At 71.7% G+C, this 17,947-nt stretch carries 16 protein-coding genes; 9 read left to right on the top strand and 7 right to left on the bottom strand.

Going from position 1 to position 17,947, the window contains the following annotated elements; translation table 11 throughout:
* Positions 1-83: 83 nt before the first annotated feature.
* From ATJ97_RS01640 to ATJ97_RS01630, 3 genes are all read right to left on the bottom strand, one after another.
* Positions 84-1,436, bottom strand: a complete 1,353-nt coding sequence (locus tag ATJ97_RS01640) for a class II 3-deoxy-7-phosphoheptulonate synthase (protein ID WP_098482256.1) — start codon at positions 1,434-1,436, stop codon at positions 84-86.
* 298 nt (positions 1,437-1,734) lie between these two features.
* Entirely contained in the window at positions 1,735-2,961 is a 1,227-nt protein-coding gene (locus ATJ97_RS01635; RefSeq protein WP_098482255.1) for a pyrophosphate--fructose-6-phosphate 1-phosphotransferase, read from the bottom strand.
* Between the two features lie 88 nt (positions 2,962-3,049).
* Positions 3,050-3,955, bottom strand: a complete 906-nt coding sequence (locus ATJ97_RS01630; protein WP_098482254.1) for a lysophospholipid acyltransferase family protein — start codon at positions 3,953-3,955, stop codon at positions 3,050-3,052.
* A gap of 23 nt (positions 3,956-3,978) precedes the next feature.
* Between ATJ97_RS01630 and ATJ97_RS01625 the strand changes: the two genes are divergently transcribed.
* Complete coding sequence (locus ATJ97_RS01625) at positions 3,979-4,482, top strand: hypothetical protein (protein ID WP_098482253.1); 504 nt, start codon at positions 3,979-3,981, stop codon at positions 4,480-4,482.
* A gap of 36 nt (positions 4,483-4,518) precedes the next feature.
* On the opposite strand, the gene ATJ97_RS01620 is transcribed toward ATJ97_RS01625, so the two are convergent.
* On the bottom strand, positions 4,519-5,457 hold the full coding sequence (locus ATJ97_RS01620; protein ID WP_098482252.1) for an ROK family glucokinase: 939 nt from the start codon (positions 5,455-5,457) through the stop codon (positions 4,519-4,521).
* Between the two features lie 137 nt (positions 5,458-5,594).
* On the opposite strand from ATJ97_RS01620, the gene ATJ97_RS01615 reads away from it, so the two are divergent.
* The 3 genes from ATJ97_RS01615 to ATJ97_RS01605 all read left to right on the top strand — a co-directional run bounded on the left by ATJ97_RS01615 (position 5,595) and on the right by ATJ97_RS01605 (position 9,744).
* Positions 5,595-7,433 (top strand): AMP-dependent synthetase/ligase, encoded by a 1,839-nt coding sequence (locus ATJ97_RS01615; RefSeq protein WP_098482251.1) that lies wholly within the window; start codon positions 5,595-5,597, stop codon positions 7,431-7,433.
* A gap of 179 nt (positions 7,434-7,612) precedes the next feature.
* The gene (locus ATJ97_RS01610) at positions 7,613-9,391 is read left to right on the top strand and encodes a DEDD exonuclease domain-containing protein (RefSeq protein WP_098485133.1); all 1,779 of its coding nucleotides are present in this window, start codon (positions 7,613-7,615) and stop codon (positions 9,389-9,391) included.
* A 74-nt stretch (positions 9,392-9,465) separates the two neighbouring features.
* Positions 9,466-9,744 (top strand): Lrp/AsnC family transcriptional regulator, encoded by a 279-nt coding sequence (locus ATJ97_RS01605; RefSeq protein ID WP_098482250.1) that lies wholly within the window; start codon positions 9,466-9,468, stop codon positions 9,742-9,744.
* A gap of 64 nt (positions 9,745-9,808) precedes the next feature.
* Here ATJ97_RS01605 and trpD read toward each other — a convergent pair whose 3' ends face one another.
* Both trpD and ATJ97_RS01595 read right to left on the bottom strand, forming a co-directional pair.
* Positions 9,809-10,885, bottom strand: coding sequence for an anthranilate phosphoribosyltransferase (trpD, locus tag ATJ97_RS01600; RefSeq protein WP_098482249.1), 1,077 nt, complete (start codon positions 10,883-10,885; stop codon positions 9,809-9,811).
* On the bottom strand, positions 10,882-11,316 hold the full coding sequence (locus tag ATJ97_RS01595) for a response regulator transcription factor (protein WP_098482248.1): 435 nt from the start codon (positions 11,314-11,316) through the stop codon (positions 10,882-10,884). The genes trpD and ATJ97_RS01595 overlap by 4 nt, the downstream gene beginning before the upstream one ends.
* A gap of 457 nt (positions 11,317-11,773) precedes the next feature.
* Between ATJ97_RS01595 and ctaE the strand changes: the two genes are divergently transcribed.
* The 5 genes from ctaE (at position 11,774) to ATJ97_RS01570 (ending at position 16,949) form a co-directional block, all read left to right on the top strand.
* Positions 11,774-12,427, top strand: coding sequence for an aa3-type cytochrome oxidase subunit III (ctaE, locus tag ATJ97_RS01590; RefSeq protein WP_245861975.1), 654 nt, complete (start codon positions 11,774-11,776; stop codon positions 12,425-12,427).
* Between the two features lie 58 nt (positions 12,428-12,485).
* Positions 12,486-13,268 (top strand): cytochrome bc1 complex diheme cytochrome c subunit, encoded by a 783-nt coding sequence (gene qcrC, locus ATJ97_RS01585; protein ID WP_098482247.1) that lies wholly within the window; start codon positions 12,486-12,488, stop codon positions 13,266-13,268.
* Positions 13,265-14,320, top strand: coding sequence for a cytochrome bc1 complex Rieske iron-sulfur subunit (gene qcrA / locus ATJ97_RS01580; RefSeq protein ID WP_098482246.1), 1,056 nt, complete (start codon positions 13,265-13,267; stop codon positions 14,318-14,320). Before qcrC ends, qcrA begins: the two co-directional genes overlap by 4 nt.
* Positions 14,321-14,379: 59 nt before the next feature.
* Complete coding sequence (gene qcrB / locus ATJ97_RS01575; protein WP_098485131.1) at positions 14,380-16,107, top strand: cytochrome bc1 complex cytochrome b subunit; 1,728 nt, start codon at positions 14,380-14,382, stop codon at positions 16,105-16,107.
* A 215-nt stretch (positions 16,108-16,322) separates the two neighbouring features.
* A complete protein-coding gene (locus tag ATJ97_RS01570; RefSeq protein WP_098482245.1) occupies positions 16,323-16,949 on the top strand; it encodes a superoxide dismutase in 627 nt (208 codons plus the stop codon).
* Positions 16,950-17,525: 576 nt separating this feature from the next.
* Here ATJ97_RS01570 and ATJ97_RS01565 read toward each other — a convergent pair.
* Entirely contained in the window at positions 17,526-17,924 is a 399-nt protein-coding gene (locus ATJ97_RS01565; protein WP_098485130.1) for a cytochrome c oxidase subunit 4, read from the bottom strand.
* Between the last annotated feature and the right edge of the window lie 23 nt (positions 17,925-17,947).

Here is a 17,947-nt window from a genome sequence, read left to right as displayed (position 1 = left end):
CCTCGCCCATGCTGTGCCCGTGGCGCCCGCCGTCGTGATCCACCGTTCCCCCTGCGGCTGCCGTCGTCGTCCCTGGCGAGGCCTCAGTGGCCGCGCAGCATCTCGGCCACGTCGAAGGCCATCTCCAGCGACTGCTGGTGGTTCAGCCGCGGGTCGACGAGCGTCTCGTACCGGCGTGCCAGCGCGGCGTCGTCGACCTCCTCGCTGCCGCCGAGCACCTCGGTGACGTCGTCGCCGGTGAGCTCGACGTGCAGCCCGCCCGGCACGGTGCCGAGCGCCTGGTGCACCTCGAAGAACCCGTGCACCTCGTCCAGGACGGTCGCGAACTCGCGGGTCTTGTACCCGGACGGCGACGTGATGGTGTTGCCGTGCATCGGGTCGCACACCCACGTGACGGGGCGCCCGTCGGAGGTCACCCGCTCCACCAGACCGGGAAGGACGTCCCGGATCTTGCCGGCGCCCATCCGGGTGATGAAGGTGATGCGCCCGGGCTCGCCGTCGGGGTTGAGCCTGTCCATGAGGGTGAGCGCGTCCTCGCCCGTCGTCGTGGGGCCGAGCTTGACGCCGATCGGGTTGCGCACGCGGGAGAGCAGGTCCACGTGGGCGCCGTCGACCTGGCGGGTGCGCTCGCCGATCCAGAGGAAGTGCGCGGAGGTGTTGTACGGGTCGCCCGTGCGGGAGTCGATGCGGGTCATCGCCGCCTCGTACTCGAGCAGCAGCGCCTCGTGCGAGGTGTAGAAGTCGACGGTCCGCAGAGCCTCGAAGTCGACGCCGGCGGCGCGCATGAAGCGCATGGCGCGGTCGATCTCGGCGGCGAGCACCTCGTAGCGGGCGTACGCCGGGTTGGCGGTGAAGCCGCGGTTCCACTGGTGCACCCGGCGCAGGTCGGCGAAGCCGCCGTTGGTGAACGCGCGCACGAGGTTGATCGTGGTCGCCGAGCGCTGGTAGGCCCCGAGGAGGCGCCGCGGGTCGGGGATGCGGTCGGCCTCGGTGAACGGGTGGCCGTTGACCGCGTCGCCCCGGTAGGCCGGCAGCGTGACGCCGTCGCGGGTCTCGTTGTCGGAGCTGCGCGGCTTGGCGTACTGCCCCGCCATCCGGCCCATCTTGATGACCGGCAGGCTGGCGCCGTAGGTGAGCACCGCAGCCATCTGCAGGATCGTCTGGATCTTGTTGCGGATGCGGTCAGCGGTGGACTCCGCGAAGGTCTCGGCGCAGTCGCCGCCCTGCAGCAGGAACGCCTCGCCGCGTGCGGCCATCGCGAGCTTGTCGCGCAGGCTGTCCGCCTCGCCGGCGAAGACCAGGGGCGGGAAGTCGCGCAGCTGCGCGGTCACGTGGCGCAGCTCCTCCGGGTCCGGCCAGTGGGGCTGCTGCGCCGCGGGGAGCTCCCGCCACTGCTGGAGACCGCTGAGGACCTCCGGTGTTGCCTCGATACTCACCCGGACAGGATAGGTGCCGCCGAGAAGTGAGACGGACACCGTCCATCAAACGGCCACCGCGGCTCCCCGAGGCACGGCGGGGCACCGAACCCTCCGGGCCCCACCCCGCGACGGCCGTCCGGTGTCGCGCATCGGTCTCCCCCACGACCGCGTCCCGACCCCCCGGGCGCTGCCGGCCGGCCAGCAGCGCTCGGGGTGTCGGGCCCACGCTCGGTGGCGGGGTCGGTCCTGCGGGCCCTTGCCCCGCAGGACCGTCCGGTGTGGCGGCAGGGCCCGCCGGCTCCGTACCGCCCCGGCGTCAGTGCGCCGCCGGGACCGCCGCCTCGACCGGCTGGCCGATGTCGGCCATGAGCTCGCGGAACCACTCCTGGGAGATGTCGAACGCCTTGCCGCCGGCGATCCGCGGGAACGGGACCGCCTTGAGGCGGTCGCCGTCCTCCTCGTCGTGGCCGATGACGCCCGACTCGCCCCTGAGGGCGCACTCGACGCCGAGGTCGACCATGGACTTGATGAGCCGGAGGTCCTCGACGTTGGCACGGGCGGAGCGGGAGAAGTAGCCGCTCTTCTGCACCATGACCTTCTCGGCGCCGATCTTCTCGGCGAACTGCTTGGCGAACCAGGCGCCGGGGTTGATGGTGTCGAGCTTGACGTGGCCGAAGGGGTCGCGCTCGACCTCCTCGCCGCGGGCCTCGAGCTCGGCGACGATCTCGGGGACGCCGGCACCCTCGGAGAGGAAGATGTTGACGTTGCCGAGCTCGTCCATCACGCCGCGGAGCCGGCGGGCCTCGCCCTCGATGTCGATCTTCGCCTCCGGCAGGAACACGGCGTGGATGTCCCACCGCTCACGGCTGAGGCCGATGCTGGGCACCCACTCCTGGGTGTCGAGCCAGGCGCGGTAGGACCGGGCCGCGGCCGCGGTGAGCCAGCCGCAGTGCCGGCCCATGACCTCGTGGACGATGAGCATCCGGGGGCTGACGCGGTGCTCGCCGATGATGTTCTGCGCGAACTCGCTGGCCTGCTCCGCCGCCGTCCACGCGCCCAGGGACTGGCGGATGGGGACGATGTCGTTGTCGATGGTCTTCGGCAGGCCCACGACCGTCAGGTGGTAGCCGTTCTCCTCCAGGTACTGGGCGAGGTCGGCCGCGGTGGTGTTGGTGTCGTCGCCGCCGATCGTGTGCAGCACGTCCACCCCGTCCGCACGCAGCTGCTCGGCAGCCACGGCGAGCGGGTTCTCACCCTCCTGCACGAGCCCGCGCTCCACCAGGTTCTTGGCGTTGGTGAGCTTGACGCGGGAGTTGCCGATGGGGCTGCCGCCGAAGCGGTGCAGGATGCCGGCGTGCTTGCGGGCCTCGTCGTCGACGACGACCTTCGTGCCGGTCAGCAGCCCGTGGTAGCCGTTCTGGTAGGCGATGATCTCCACCTCGGGCGAGATCTCGTTGTAGCGCTCGATCAGTCCGCCGACAGCGGAGGACAGGCAGGGGGCGAAGCCCCCGGCGGTGAGCAGGGCGACGCGACGGACCGTCATCAAGAACCTTCCGTAGTACTGGTGCTGGGGTGCCGGGGCCGACGGCGCACGGCTGGGGCCAGCGGCGCGCCGCGGGCCCGGGATCATCCTAGGCTGGCGGGCCGGCGCCGCCCCGGGACGCCGGGTCCGGTGCGGTGACCTCCGACGCCGCCGCACGGCGGCCGGACCCGTCCCGTCCGCCGTCGGGACGGGTGTCCTCGTTCGTGGGTGGGCCGCTGTCCGCGGGGGTGGGCGTGGGGACCTGGGTGTCCGGGACGGGCCGGCCGCCCGGTGCGCCGGCGCCCGCCGGCAGCTCGGTGCCCGCGGCGTCCTTCTTCGCGGCGGCGAGCCGGTTCTTCACACTGGCCGCGTAGACGTCGACGTACTCCTGGCCCGACAGCCGCATCAGCTCGTACATGATCTCGTCCGTGATGGCCCGCAGCACGAACCGGTCGTTCTCGAGGCCCCGGTAGCGCGAGAAGTCGAGGGGCCGGCCGACGACGACGCCGATGCGGTGCATCTTGGGGATGCGTGTACCGATGGGCTGGGCGATGTTCGTGCCGATCATGGCGACCGGCACCACGGGCGCCCCGGACTCGAGCGCGAGGCGGGCCACCCCGGTCTTGCCGCGGTACAGGCGCCCGTCCGGGCTGCGGGTACCCTCCGGGTAGATGCCGAAGAGCCCGCCCTCCCGCAGGCGTCGCAGACCGGTCTGCAGGGCGGCCTCGGATGCCTTGCCGCCGGCGCGGTCCACCGGGATGGTGCCGACGCCGCGCATGAAGGCGGCGACGAAGCGCCCCTTGAGGCCCTTGCCGGTGAAGTAGTCCTGCTTGCCGAGGAACACGACCTCCCGGGAGATCATCAGCGGCAGGAAGAAGGAGTCGATCACGGCGAGGTGGTTCGACGCGAGAATGGCGGGACCGGTCGTGGGGATGTTCTCCGCGCCCCGGATCCACGGTTGGTAGAAGACCCGCAGGATCGTCCCGAGGGTGGCCTTCATCAACCGGTAGAACACGGACTCACTCTAGAGTGCATGCCATGGCCGGACCCACTCGTGACGGCGGCACCGACAGCGACGAGCCGCTCGACGACGCGACCGTCGCCGAGCGCTGGGCCGAGCTCACGGCTGATCTGGGCGAGCTGCACGTGCCGACCGACGAGGAGCTGCGGGAGCTCTCGGACGAGGGGGCCGGGCCGCCCGAGCCGCAGACTGCGCACCTCGCGCCCTCGCCCGGCCCGAGGGACTACGAGCCGGCGCCGGAGACCGAGGGGGACGAGGAGGACCCGTCCTCGGGGATCGACGGCTTCGTCCCGCCGGACCCCGACCCCTTCTCCCACGCCGACCCGGCGCTCGCGCTGGGCTGGGTGGCCACCGTCGGCTCGCTCGTGGTCGGCCTGCTGCTGTTCGTGCTGTACCGGCCTCTTCCCGACTGGCTCGTCACCACTCTCGCCGTCACGCTGCTCGGGGGCATCGCGCTGCTCCTGTGGCGCATGCCCGCCGGCCCGGACGACCGCGGCCCCGGGGACGGCGCGGTCGTCTGAGCGCGGTCGTCCGAGGACGCGCCGCCGTCCGGGGCCCTAGTGCCGGGCGAGGTCGGCCGCGCCCACCATGCCCGCCTCGTTGCCCAGCTCTGCAGGCTCGATGCGCAGCTCGCCCCGGAACCCGCGGGCGGTGAGGTTGCGGCGGAAGGACTCCCGCGTCGGCCCCATCAGGAGCTCGCCCGCGCCGACGACGCCGCCGCCCACGACGGCGAGCTCGGGGTCCACGATGGCGGCCAGGTCCGAGATGCCGGCCCCCAGCCACGTGCCGAGGGACGCGAGGAGCTCGACGGCGAGCGGGTCGCCCGCCATGGCGGCCTCGGTGACGTGGGTGCCCTTGATCTTCTGGCCCGGGCCGCCGGCCGCCTCGACCAGGGCGTGCGCCCGGTCGGGGTACGCCACAGCTGCGTTGCGGGCGGCCCGCGCGAGCGCCCGGCCCGACGCGTACATCTCCCAGCAGCCCTCGTGCCCGCACCCGCAGTAGTGCCCGCGGGGCACCATCTCCATGTGGCCGATCTCCCCCGCGGCCCCGAACGCCCCGCGCAGCAGACGGCCGTCGGCGACGATGGCGCCGCCCAGCCCGGTGCCCACCGTGAGCATGACCATGTTCTCGACGTGCCGGCCGCTGCCGAAGCGGAACTCGGCCCAGCCCGCCGCGTTGGCGTCGTTCTCGATGACGATCGGCAGGTCGATCCCGGCCGACAGCCGGTCGCGCAGCGGGTAGTCGCGCCAGGCGATGTTGGGGGCGAACACCACGCCGTCCCGGCGCGGGCTGATGTAGCCCGCGGCCGCGACCCCCACGCCGGCGATCTCTCGACCCTCGCGCAGCTGCGCCACCGCGGTGATCACCGCGAGCTCGATCGCCCGGGGGTCCGTGGGGTCGGTGGGGAACGTGGCCGTGGCCAGCAGCCGCCCGTCCTCGTCCACGACGCCCGCGGCGATCTTCGTCCCGCCGATGTCAACGCCGATTGTCAGCATAAGTTCCACCTCGTTCGTCAAAAGTCCCGGGTGGCATCCTTGCGCCTCCGGCGTGTTCTCCGCGAGAGGCACGCCGCCGACAGGCTCCGGCCGATACTGTGACCCCCACGGACGCCCCCACTGCCGATGGAGACAGCATGGACGAATTCACCACCCCGCGCCGGGTCCAGGTCGACCCGGGCCGGAGCATCACCGACTACCTGGTGGACCACGCCCGCCTCCGGCCGGACCAGGTGCTCTACGAGCAGAAGGTCGGCGACGAGTGGGTGAGGTACGACGCGACGTGGACCCTCGCGCGCGTCGAGGAGATCGCGAAGGGACTCGTCGCCGCGGGGGTCGGCCCCGGCGACCGCGTGGCCATCATGTCCCGCACCCGGCTGGAGTGGACGCTCATGGACCTCGCCGCCTGGCACGCCGGCGCGGTCCCCGTCCCCGTGTACGAGTCCAGCTCCGCCGAGCAGGCGCACTGGATCCTCTCCGACTCCGCCTGCGTGGTCGCCGTCGTCGAGAACGCCGAGAACGCCGCGACGATCGCGGCCGCCCGGGAGCTCGACGGCGGGCTGCCCGTGCTGCGGGACGTCTGGGAGATCGAGGGCGGCGCCCTCGACACCCTCGCCGAGCTGGGCCGCGACGTGCCCGACGACGAGCTCGAGGCCCGCCGCGCAGGCGTCGGGCTCGCCGACCTCGCCACCATCATCTACACCTCAGGCACCACCGGCCGGCCGAAGGGCGCCGAGCTGACCCACGGCAACTTCGTGGAGCTCAGCCTCGAGGCCATCGACGCGCTGGGCGTCGTGCTGCAGCCCGCGAACGCCCGGTCCCTGCTGTTCATCCCGCTGGCGCACGTCTTCGCCCGCTTCGTCGAGGTCCTGGTGCTCCTCGCGGGCAAGCCGCTGGGTCACACGCCCGACACCAAGCAGGCCGTCGCCGACTTCGCCACCTTCCGGCCGACGTTCATCCTCTCCGTGCCGCGGGTGTGGGAGAAGGTCTACAACGGCGTGGAGCAGCGCACGGGCGGCGGGGTGAAGACGAAGATCTTCCGCTGGGCGGCCAAGGTCGCCATCACGTGGTCCCGGGCGCTCGACACGCCGCAGGGCCCCTCCGCGGCGCTGAAGGTCCAGCACCGGGTGGCCGACAAGCTCGTGCTGTCCAAGATCCGCGAGGCGCTGGGCGGCCAGGCGGAGTACGCCGTCTCCGGCGGCGCGCCGCTCGGTGAGCGGCTCGGACACTTCTACCGCGGCGTCGGCCTCGTCGTGCTGGAGGGGTACGGGCTCACCGAGACCACCGCGCCGACCAACGTCAACCGGCCCGAGAAGATCAAGATCGGGACGGTCGGTCCGCCGCTGCCCGGCACCTCGGTCCGCATCTCCGCCGACGGCGAGATCCTCGCCAGGGGCATCCCGGTCTTCCGCGGGTACCACAACAACCCGCAGGCGACGGCCGAGGCCTTCGACGACGGCTGGTTCCGCACGGGCGACCTCGGGTCGATGGACGAGGACGGCTACCTGCGCATCACGGGCAGGAAGAAGGAGATCATCGTCACCGCGGGCGGCAAGAACGTCGCGCCGGCGCCGCTCGAGGACTCCATCCGCGCCCACCCGCTGGTCTCGCAGTGCGTGGTGGTCGGGGACCAGCGGCCGTTCATCGGGGCCCTCGTCACGCTCGACGCGGAGATGCTGCCCGGCTGGCTGAGCAACCACGGCAAGGAGCCCCTCACCGTCGAGCAGGCGGCCCGGGACCCGTTCGTCCGCGAGCACCTCCAGATGGCGGTCGACCGGGCCAACACGAAGGTCTCGCGGGCCGAGCAGATCCGAGCCTTCCACGTGCTCGACATGGACTTCACCGTCGAGAACGGCTACCTGACGCCGTCGTTGAAGGTGAAGCGGAACGTGGTGCTCAAGGACTTCACCGGCACGATCGACGACTTCTACGCCGACGCCGCCGCCACGCGCGCGGCCGGGGCGCCGTCCGCCTGACGACGCCGCACCGGGCGTGCCGCGGGCCCGCCGCCCCTCGTGGGTGGCGGGCCCGCGGCACGCCCGGTGGTGCGAGGGCGCACGTCCGATGGTGTGAGGGCGCACGCCCGGCGGCGCGAGCGCGGGCGCGCGGCGGGTCGCGACGGGCCGTGTCAGTGCCCGGACGTAGCGTGACCGCCATGCCCACCGCCCTTCTCGACGTCGCCCCGGGGCGACGGCTCCAGCTCGACGACGCCACCCGTGCCGCGGACGGGCGCGGCACCCCGGTCCAGCTGGGGCTGGACCAGATCGGCACTCCCCTGCACGAGGTGACGTTCGTCGTCGTCGACCTCGAGACCACGGGCGGCTCGCCGACGAGCGCGGAGATCACCGAGATCGGCGCGGTGAAGGTGCGCGGCGGGGAGGTCCTCGGCGAGTTCCAGACGCTGGTCAACCCCGGGCTGGCGATCCCGCCGATGATCACCGTCCTGACCGGCATCACGAACGCCATGGTGGTCGCGGCCCCGCGCATCGAGGAGGTCCTTCCGTCCTTCCTCGAGTTCGCCGGGTTCGGCACCGGCACGGTGCTGGTGGCCCACAACGCCCGGTTCGACGTCGGGTTCCTCAAGCACGCGGCCGAGCGCATGGACCTGGACTGGCCGCGTCCCCAGGTGGTCGACACCGTGGCGCTCGCCCGTCGCGTGGTCACCCGGGACGAGGCGCCCAACCACAAGCTCGGGACGCTCGCCGCCCTGTTCTCCGCCGAGGTCGCGCCCGACCACCGGGCGCTGCACGACGCCCGCGCGACCGTCGACGTGCTGCACGCCCTGCTCGGGCGCATGGCGCCGCTCGGGGTCACCCACCTCGAGGACCTGCGCACGGCCGCCGACCCCGTGCCGCAGCGCCGGCGCCGCAAGGCGTCGATGGCCGACGGCCTGCCGGAGGGCCCCGGCGTCTACCAGTTCCTCGGACCCGCGAACGAGGTGCTCTACGTCGGGACCGCCGTGAACCTGCGCCGTCGGGTCCGGCAGTACTTCACGGCCGCGGAGAAGCGCGCCCGTATCGGCGAGATGCTGGACATCGCGGTGGCGGTGCGCCCGGTCCCGTGCGCCACCGCCCTCGAGGCGCAGGTGCGCGAGCTCCGCCTGATCGCAGAGATCGACCCTCCCTACAACCGTCGCTCCAGGCGCCCCGACCGGCGCCCGTGGCTGCGGCTGACGGACGAGGCGTTCCCCCGGCTGAGCGTCGTGCGCCGCCTGCCGGCAGCCATGCTGGGCGAGGCCCTGGGCCCGTTCACCTCACGCAGCGCGGCCGAGGCCGCGATGGAGGCCCTGCAGGAGATCTCACCCGTCCGCCGGTGCACGCCGCGACTTCCCGCGACCCCGCGTCCTGACGCCGGCGCCTGCGTCCTCGCCGAGATGGCGCGGTGCGGGGCGCCCTGCGTGGGCGGTCAGGACGGCGCCCGGTACTCCGTCGCCATCGCCACCACGCGGCGGGCGCTACGGGCGGACGTGGACGCCGCCGTCGACGCGCTGCGCGGGAGGATCCGGGCGCTCGCCGAGCAGCAGCGCTACGAGGAGGCGGCCACCCAGCGCGACCGGCTCTCCTCGCTGCTGCAGGGTGCCCGGCGTGCCGAGCGGCTCCGGCCGCTCGTCTCGGCCCCGGAGATCGTGGCCGCCCGGCGCCGGGACGAGGGTGGCTGGGAGATCGTGCTGGTGCGGTACGGACGTCTCGCCGGCACCGCCGTCAGTCCCAGGGGTGCGGACCCCATGGCCGTCGTCGGCTCCCTGCGCGCCGGCGGGGAGACGGTTCCCCCGCCCACCACCGCGTGCGGCGCCGCTCCCGTCGAGGAGACCGAGCTCGTCGCCGGCTGGCTCGAGCGGCCGGGGGTGCGGCTGGTCAGCCTGGAGGAGGGACCGGTGCCTCTGGCTTGCCCGGTGCGCGGCGCTGCACGACACCAGGTGCCGGGCAGAGGATGATGGGGACCGTCCCGGTCCGCCCGCGCGCCGGTGCGCGCGCGGGCGGCGTACACCGCACCCGCTAGGAGACCACCATGCTGACTGCCATCGTGCTCATCGACGCCGACGCGTCCCGGATCCCGGAGGTCGCCCAGGAGGTGGCCGAGCTGGACGGCATCAGCGAGGTCTACTCGGTCACGGGCGACATCGACCTCATCGCCCTGGCCCGCGTCCGCGAGCACGAGGACCTCGCCTCCGTGGTCGCCGACAAGCTGGGCAAGGTCGAGGGCGTGCTGCGCACCCAGACGTACATCGCGTTCCAGGCCTACTCCCGGCACGACCTGGAGCAGGCCTTCCACATCGGGCTCGACTGACACGGCGACGCGCCCGTGCCGGTGTGCGGCACGGGCGCGTGAGCGTAGGGCTGAGGCGCGCGGGCTACCGCGTCAGCTTCACCCAGCGCTCGAGGAGCTCGGTCGCCGCCCCCGTGTCCACGGCGCGCGCGGCGTGCTCGATCCCGGCCCGCAGGCGCTCGACGAGGCTCCCGCTGCCCGGCGTGGTCCCGGGCAGCGACCCGTGGGCGACGAACGCGCCGGCGGCGTTGAGCAGGACGGCCTCGCGCACCGGCCCCGGCTCCCCCGCGAGCACGCGGCGGGCCACCCCGGCGTTGTACTGGGCGTCCTGGCCCCGCAGCTCCGCGACGGTGGCCGGCGCGAGCCCGAGCTCGGCGACGGCGTCGAGGGTGTGCTCCGTGACGGTGCCGTCATGCACCTCCCAGACCTCGTTCAGCGCGGTGGCGCTGAGCTCGTCCAGACCGTTCTGGCCACGGAAGACCAGGGCCTCCGTCCCTCGTCCGGCGAGCACGCCCGCCACCAGCGGGGCCGTGCGGGCGTCCGAGACGCCGATGGCGCCGGCCCGCGGACGTGCCGGGTTGGTCAGCGGCCCCAGGACGTTGAACGCCGTTCCGACACCGAGCTCGCGCCGGGTGGTGGCCGCGTGCCGCATCGAGGGGTGGAAGAGGTTGGCGAAGCAGAACGTGATGCCCAGCTCGCGGTAGACCTGCTCCACCCGCGGGATCGGCAGGTTGAGGTCGACGCCGAGCGCCTCCAGCACGTCGGCCGACCCCGAGGACGAGCTCGACGCGCGGTTGCCGTGCTTGACCACGCCGACGCCGGCGGAGGCGATCACCAGCGAAGCCATGGTGGAGATGTTCACCGTGTGCAGGCGGTCGCCGCCCGTGCCGACGATGTCGACGGCCTCGGCACCCTCGACGTCGATCGGCCGGGCGTGCGCGAGCATCGCGTCCGCGAGGCCGCGGAGCTCGTCGACCGTCTCGCCCTTGGTGGCCAGACCGACGAGGAAGCCGGCGAGGACCGTCGGGCTGGTCTGGTCCGTCATCACCTGGTCCATCGCCCACGCGGTCTCCTCGGCGGTGAGGTCCTGGTGGGCGACGAGCCGGGCGAGGAGGTCCGGCCAGCTGGGAGCGGCGTGGGCGTCCTGGACGGGGGCGGTCACTGCTGCCGTCCGGCACGCAGCAGTCCGGCCACCGCCTCCTGGAGCGCGATCGGGTCGTAGGGGGCCGTGACGACGGCGTCCGCGTCGGCCCAGGTGGCCAGCCACGCGTCCTGCGGGCGGGCGGTGAGGATGAGCACCGGCGGGCACTGGAAGATCTCGTTCTTGAGCTGGCGGGAGATGGCCATCCCGCCGACCTTGGCGGCCTCGCCGTCGAGCACGAGAAGTGCGAAGCTGCCCTCCTCCACCTTCTTGACCACCCCCGCATGGGTGGCCGACTCCGTCCATCGCACCAGGGGCAGACCCTTGCCCGGCCGCCTGCCGACGGCCTCGATCACGGCGCGACGGGTGTCGATGTCGTCGCTGTAGATCAGCAGATCGACCGTCTCCGCCTCGGTCGCCGCGTTCGGGTGGCCGATCTCGGTGCTGGTCATCGGGGTCCTCCAGGCAGGTGCGGAGCAGGCGCAGGGCCTCTCCGGTCGGTTTCGTCGGCAGGGGCCCGGCAGCACGGGCGGCCCCGCCCTCGAGGACATGCTAGTGCCGCGGACGGCCGACGGTGGGAACCGCTCCGGGAGCCGGACGAGGGGGTGTTCCGGCCGGGAACCGTTGGTGACCGACCTCCGTTGTGAGGAGTACGGCAGCACGGCCATGGACGTCGCGGGGCGGCAGGGGCGCCTCGCGACGTCCGCACGCCGGGCGCAAGAGCGCCCGCCCTGGGCCGCGAGAGGTGCCAACCGGACAATCCGGGCGCACCGCTCACGGCCCCCGGGGGGGGACCAAGGTCGGTCGAGCACGACCTTTCCGCGGAACTACGCTGGATGCGGCCCCACGGGTGAGACTCGCGACATCGCGAGTGGCCAGAACGGCCCAGACCTGAGCCATAATGACAACGTGTCGTCAACTACTGCTGCCCCGAGCTCGGCCCCCGTGGCGGTCACCAGACCGAATACGCTCTCCGTCGGCGTCATGGTCTGGCTGTCCAGCGAGCTGATGTTCTTCGCCGGTCTCTTCGCCATGTACTTCACCCACAGGTCTGTCGCCGGGCCCGAGGCGTGGGCCGAGCACTCCAGCGTCCTGAACTTCCCTTTCGCGCTGGGCAACACCACGATCCTGGTGCTGAGCTCGGTGACCTGCCAGATGGGTGTGTTCGCGGCCGAGCGGTTCCAGGCCCGCCGCACGGGCTCGCTCCTCAACGTCGCCCGGTGGGGCATGCAGGAGTGGTACACCCTCACCTTCGTCATGGGTTCCGTCTTCGTCGCCGGTCAGGTGACGGAGTACGCCGAGCTCATCCAGCACGGCCTGACGATCTCCAACAGCACCTACGGCTCGGTCTTCTACATCACGACCGGGTTCCACGCCCTGCACGTGATCGGCGGGCTCATCGCGTTCCTCTACGTCCTGGGCAGCTCGTTCGCCGCGCGCCGGTTCGGCCACCTCGAGGCCGGCCGCGCCGTCGTCACCTCGTACTACTGGCACTTCGTCGACGTCGTGTGGATCGGTCTGTTCTTCGTGATCTACGTGCTCGACTACGCGCTCGTGCAGTAGTCCCCCCATCTCTCCCCGCAAGTTCATTTCCCTCCGACCCGAACGAGGACGTCCCATCGTGAAGGCACTCGCCAACAGCAGGAGGAACCGGTACGCACCGGCCGTCCTCCTGCTGCTAGCCCTGATCCTGACCGGCGCGCTGTACGCCGTGCTGGCCCCCAAGCCTGCGACCGCCACCACCGGCGGCAACGCGCAGGACGTGGAGGCCGGCAAGGCGCTGTTCGAGGCCAACTGCTCCACCTGCCACGGCCTCGACGGTGAAGGCACCGACGTCGCGCCGTCGCTGATCGGGGTCGGTGCGGCCTCCGTGGACTTCCAGATGGCCACCGGCCGCATGCCCATGGCGAACAACTCGCCGCAGGCCGAGGCCAAGCCCGCCCAGTTCGACGCCGAGCAGATCAGCCAGGTCGCGGCGTACGTCGCCTCCCTGGGCCCCGGCCCGGCCATCCCGTCGGCCGAGCAGGTCGACCCCGCCGGCGGCGACCCCGCCAACGGTCTCGCGCTGTTCCGCACGAACTGCGCCATGTGCCACAACGCCGTCGGTGCCGGTGGGGCTCTGTCCGAGGGCAAGTACGCCCCGGCGCTCTACGACTCCACCCCCACCGAGATCTACGAGGCGATGCTCACGGGCCCGCAGTCGATGCCGGTCTTCAACGAGGCCAACATCGACCCGCAGGGCAAGCAGGACATCATCGCCTACCTCATGGAGCAGCGTGAGCCCTCCGTGGGTGGCATCTCCCTCGGCTCGCTCGGCCCGGTGGCCGAGGGCCTGTGGGTGTGGATCATCGGGATCGGCGGGCTCATCGCGGCCGCCGTCTGGGTTGGAGCGAAGTCCTCGTGAGCACTGAACAGCACGTCGCCCCTCCGGCGGCGCAGTACCCGGAGGCGTTCGAGAACCCGGGCCTCGAGGCGCACCGCGGACGGCTCGCGGACACCGACCCGCAGGCCGCCAAGCGCGCGGAGCGTCAGGTCGCGCTGATCTTCACGATCTCCGCGCTCGCCTCGGTCGCCGCGGTGGTCGCGTACTTCGTGATCCCGCTCGACTCCACCCTGGGCAGCGTCCGTCTGAGCACCCTGGTGCTCGGGCTCGGCCTGGGCATCGGCATGCTCGGCATCGGCGTGGGCGCCATCTACTGGGCCAAGACCCTGATGTCGAACGTGGAGTACGTCGAGGAGCGTCACCCGCAGCGCTCCGACGACGAGACCCGCGCCGTCGCCGCCGACATGATGAAGGCCGGCGTCGAGGACGCCGGCATCCCGCGTCGACCGCTCCTCAAGGGTGCCGTCGCCGGCGCGGCGGCGCTCGCACCGCTGCCCTTCCTGGTCCCGCTCGTGGGCAACCTCGGCGGCGACTGGAACGTCAGCAAGTTCCGTCACACCCTCTGGGGCGAGACCCCGGAGGAGTTCTCCGGCCGGCTGCCCGACGGCAGCCTGGGACGTCGCCTCGCGATCGACCCGAGCGACACCCCCATCAAGGCGGCCGACGTCACCAACGGCTCCGTCTTCCACGTCATCCCGCACGGCCTCAACGAGTCCCCGGACTTCTACGAGGAGAAGGCCAAGGCTGTCGTGCTGCTCGTCCGGCTCGACCCGACGCTCCTGAAGGAGCCGGCGGACCGCAAGGACTGGTCGTACGACGGCATCGTCGCCTACTCCAAGATCTGCACCCACGTCGGTTGCCCTGTCGCTCTGTACGAGCAGCAGACGCACCATCTCCTCTGCCCCTGCCACCAGTCGACCTTCGACATCACGGACCAGGCCAAGGTGGTCTTCGGCCCGGCGAAGCGCCCGCTGCCGCAGCTGCCCATCGCAGTGGACGACGAGGGGTACCTCGTCGCCCGGCACGACTTCGACGAGCCGATCGGCCCGAGCTACTGGGAGCGCCTGAAGTGAGCATCTCCGCAAGCACCCCGACGGCACAGCCGACGGGCGAGTACAAGCCCTCCAAGCCGATGCGGGGCACGGCCGACCTCCTCGACTCACGGGTCGGGGTCGCCAAGGCCGTCCGCTTCATCTCCCGCAAGATCTTCCCGGAGCACTGGTCGTTCCTGCTCGGCGAGATCGCGCTGTGGAGTTTCGTCGTCCTGATCCTCACGGGGATCTTCCTGACGATGTTCTTCGAGCCGTCGATGACGCACACCACCTACCCCACGGACGCCCTGCCGGTGTCCCACCAGGGCATGGAGATGTCGGCGGCGTACGCCTCGACCGTGTACATGTCCTTCGAGGTCAAGGGTGGTCTGCTCATGCGGCAGATGCACCACTGGGCGGCGTTGCTGTTCATGGCCGCGATCGTCACCCACATGATGCGCGTCTTCTTCACCGGTGCGTTCCGCAAGCCCCGTGAGATCAACTGGCTCGTCGGCTTCACGCTCCTGATCATGGGGCTGGCCGCCGGCTTCTCGGGCTACTCGCTCCCGGACGACGTCCTCTCGGGCAACGGCCTGCGGATCGCCGACGGCGTGGCCAAGGCGATCCCGATCATCGGCTCCTACGTGAGCTACGGGCTCTTCGGCGGCGAGTTCCCGGGCACGGACATCATCCCGCGCCTGTTCACGGTGCACATCCTCCTCGTCCCGGGCCTGATCATCGCGCTCGTCACCGTCCACCTGATCCTGATGGTCGTGCACAAGCACACCCAGTACCCGGGCGTCGGCCGCACGGACAACAACGTCGTCGGCTACCCGGCGTTCCCGGTGTACGTGGCGAAGATGGCTGGCTACTTCTTCATCGTGTTCGGCTTCATCGCGCTCATGGCCGCGCTGATCTCGATCAACAACGTGTGGAACTACGGCCCGTACGACCCCTCCCCCGTCTCGGCCGGCGCCCAGCCGGACTGGTACATGCTCTTCCTCGAGGGCGGGCTCCGTCTCATGCCCGGCTGGGAGGTCGTCATCGGCGGCTACACGCTGTCGCTGAACATCCTCATCCCGGGCGTCATCGTCCCGGGCCTGCTGTTCACCTTCATCGCCGTGTACCCGTTCATCGAGCGGGCCGCCACGAACGACCTGCGTGAGCACCACGTGCTCGACCGTCCCCGCAACGTGCCCGTGCGCACCGCTCTCGGTGTCGCATGGCTCGGGGCCTTCCTGATCCTGGTGCTCGCGGGCGCCAACGACATCATGGCCACCCACTTCGACCTGTCGATCAACGACATCACCTGGGCGTTCCGGATTCTCATCTTCGTCCTGCCCGTGGTGCTGTTCGTCGTCACGAAGCGGATCTGCCTGGGCCTGCAGCGGCGTGACCGCGAGCTCGCCCTGCACGGCCACGAGACCGGCCGCGTCGTCCAGATGCCCAACGGGGCCTTCATGGAGGTCCACAAGCCGCTCACCGACCACGAGCGGTGGATCCTGGTCGCCCACGAGGCCCAGCGGCCGCTGGAGATCGAGCCGGCCACGGACCGTAACGGCGTGGACCGGCCGGGCTACCGCATGGACTCCTTCCGGCAGAAGCTCTCCCGGTTCTTCTACGAGGACCGCATCGAGCCGGTCACGCCGGCCGAGCTCGCGGCTGCCGGGCACCACGGCGAGCTGGAGGAGACGGGCCATCACGCGGAGGGCCTCCGCGGCGGCTCCGTGGCCCTCGACCACTTCCCCTCCACCACCCACGGCAGCGGTGACAAGGAGAGCGCAGCCGGCGGCTCGGTCGCCACGCTGGCCCGCTCCGACAGGCGCTGACGAGCTTCACCCCGACGGCGGTCGGTCCCCTCACGGGACCGGCCGCCGTCGTCGTGCGTACGCCGAGGCGCTCACACCGGACGGGTGTCGTCCAGCAGACGGACGCGCGGGAACAAGTACCGACCGAATAGGTTGGACCTTGTGACCGGGGCGACCCGGAACGAATCACCAGCGCGGTGCCGCAATGGGTGCCGCCCGAGCACAGGAGGACCTTCATGGCCGTCTATACGCTGCCCGACCTTCCGTACGACTACAGCGCCCTCGAGCCGCACATCAGCGGCAAGATCATGGAGCTGCACCACGACAAGCACCACGCGACGTACGTGGCCGGAGCCAACACCGCGCTGGAGAAGCTCGCCGAGGCCCGCGAGAAGGGCGACCTCGCGGCGGTGAACCTGCACGAGAAGAACCTCTCGTTCAACCTCGGCGGGCACATCAACCACACCATCTTCTGGAACAACCTCTCCCCCGAGGGCGGCGGGGAGCCCGAGGGTGAGGTCGCCGAGGCCATCAAGGACTCCTTCGGCACCTTCGACGCGTTCAAGAACCAGTTCGCCGCCGTGGCCACCGGCATCCAGGGCTCCGGCTGGTCCGTGCTCGCCTACGACTCCGTCTCCGGCGGCCTCGTGATCTTCCAGATGTACGACCAGCAGAACAACGTGCCGGTCGGCACCATCCCGCTGCTGCAGCTGGACATGTGGGAGCACGCGTTCTACCTCGACTACCTCAACGTCAAGGCCGACTACGTCAAGGCGTTCTGGAACATCGTCAACTGGCAGGACGTCGCCGCCCGGCTGGGCCGGGCCACGACCCAGGCCAGCGGACTGATCGTCCCCGCCTGACCCAGGTCCGACGACGGCCCCCTGTCCCCCGTAGCGCCGCTTGCGCCGTAGGACGGGGGCCGACGGGCCACCATCGGCTCAGAGAGGCCCCCAGGAGCGCTCCTGGGGGCCTTTCTGTGCCCGTCCAGGCCCGCGTCGGCGACCGGACCCGTGCGACGGCGCAGCTCCGGGCCATCGGTGCGCCGGCAGGCAGGTAGGGCGTCGCTGCGCCGGCAGGCAGGTAGGGCGTCGCTGCGCCGGCAGGCAGGTAGGGCGTCGCTGCGCCGGCAGGCAGGTAGGGCGTCGAGACCAGGAGCGATGGAGCCCATGCTTCGTCAGCCTCTGTCCCCGCGCCGGCACGCCCCGTAGCACGGTCCGGTCGGTCACCGAGGCTCTGGGCACGATCTCGCACGTCACCAACGCTCCAGGCCCCGCGGCTCACCGAAGACGGCCCGGCGCCTCGCACGCCGCGTCGTCACGGCCACTGGGCACGGGCACGGCCGGGCACGTCACAAAGGGGTGAAGGTGCACGCCTCACCCCGGAGACAAGAGCGCCCCGGACCGTTGCCGGTCCGGGGCGCTCTGGGCGCGTGAGCGTCAGTGGGCGTGCTGTCCGCGGGAGAACTCGAAGAGCTGCCCGACGAGGCCGACAAGACCCAGTGCGATGCCGAGACCCGTCATCCACCAGCCGACGGCGACCCCCGTGAAGGCCAGGGTTGCCGCGATGCCCAGGACCAGCGGCCACCAGCTGTGCGGAGAGAACACCCCGACCTCGCCTGCCCGGTCCTCGATGTCCGCGGTCGGGTTGTCCTCCGGCCTCGGGTCGATGCGGCGGGCCGTCAGCCACATGTAACCGCCGGCGAGGGCGAACATGCCGCCGAGGAGGAAGAAGCCGACCACACCGACCGGCTCCCACTTCGAGGCGAAGCCGTAGATGATGCCGACCGGGACGAAGAAGGCCACGCCGGCGCTGAAGAGCCAGGCCTCCACACGCATGGGCTTCGTCTGCTCGGGCACGC

It is taken from the genome of Georgenia soli, assembly GCF_002563695.1.
Classification (GTDB): domain Bacteria; phylum Actinomycetota; class Actinomycetes; order Actinomycetales; family Actinomycetaceae; genus Georgenia; species Georgenia soli.
This window is presented reverse-complemented; position numbering and strand designations above follow the sequence as displayed.

Coding starts and splice junctions, on each gene's coding strand:
- ATJ97_RS01635 (WP_098482255.1), bottom strand. CDS start 2,961: ATGACGGTCCGTCGCGTCGCCCTGCTCACCGCCGGGGGCTTCGCCCCC.
- ATJ97_RS01625 (WP_098482253.1), top strand. CDS start 3,979: ATGGCCGGACCCACTCGTGACGGCGGCACCGACAGCGACGAGCCGCTC.
- ATJ97_RS01620 (WP_098482252.1), bottom strand. CDS start 5,457: ATGCTGACAATCGGCGTTGACATCGGCGGGACGAAGATCGCCGCGGGC.
- ATJ97_RS01615 (WP_098482251.1), top strand. CDS start 5,595: ATGGACGAATTCACCACCCCGCGCCGGGTCCAGGTCGACCCGGGCCGG.
- ATJ97_RS01610 (WP_098485133.1), top strand. CDS start 7,613: ATGCCCACCGCCCTTCTCGACGTCGCCCCGGGGCGACGGCTCCAGCTC.
- ATJ97_RS01605 (WP_098482250.1), top strand. CDS start 9,466: ATGCTGACTGCCATCGTGCTCATCGACGCCGACGCGTCCCGGATCCCG.
- ATJ97_RS01595 (WP_098482248.1), bottom strand. CDS start 11,316: ATGACCAGCACCGAGATCGGCCACCCGAACGCGGCGACCGAGGCGGAG.
- qcrB (WP_098485131.1), top strand. CDS start 14,380: ATGCGGGGCACGGCCGACCTCCTCGACTCACGGGTCGGGGTCGCCAAG.
- ATJ97_RS01570 (WP_098482245.1), top strand. CDS start 16,323: ATGGCCGTCTATACGCTGCCCGACCTTCCGTACGACTACAGCGCCCTC.
- ATJ97_RS01565 (WP_098485130.1), bottom strand. CDS start 17,924: ATGCGTGTGGAGGCCTGGCTCTTCAGCGCCGGCGTGGCCTTCTTCGTC.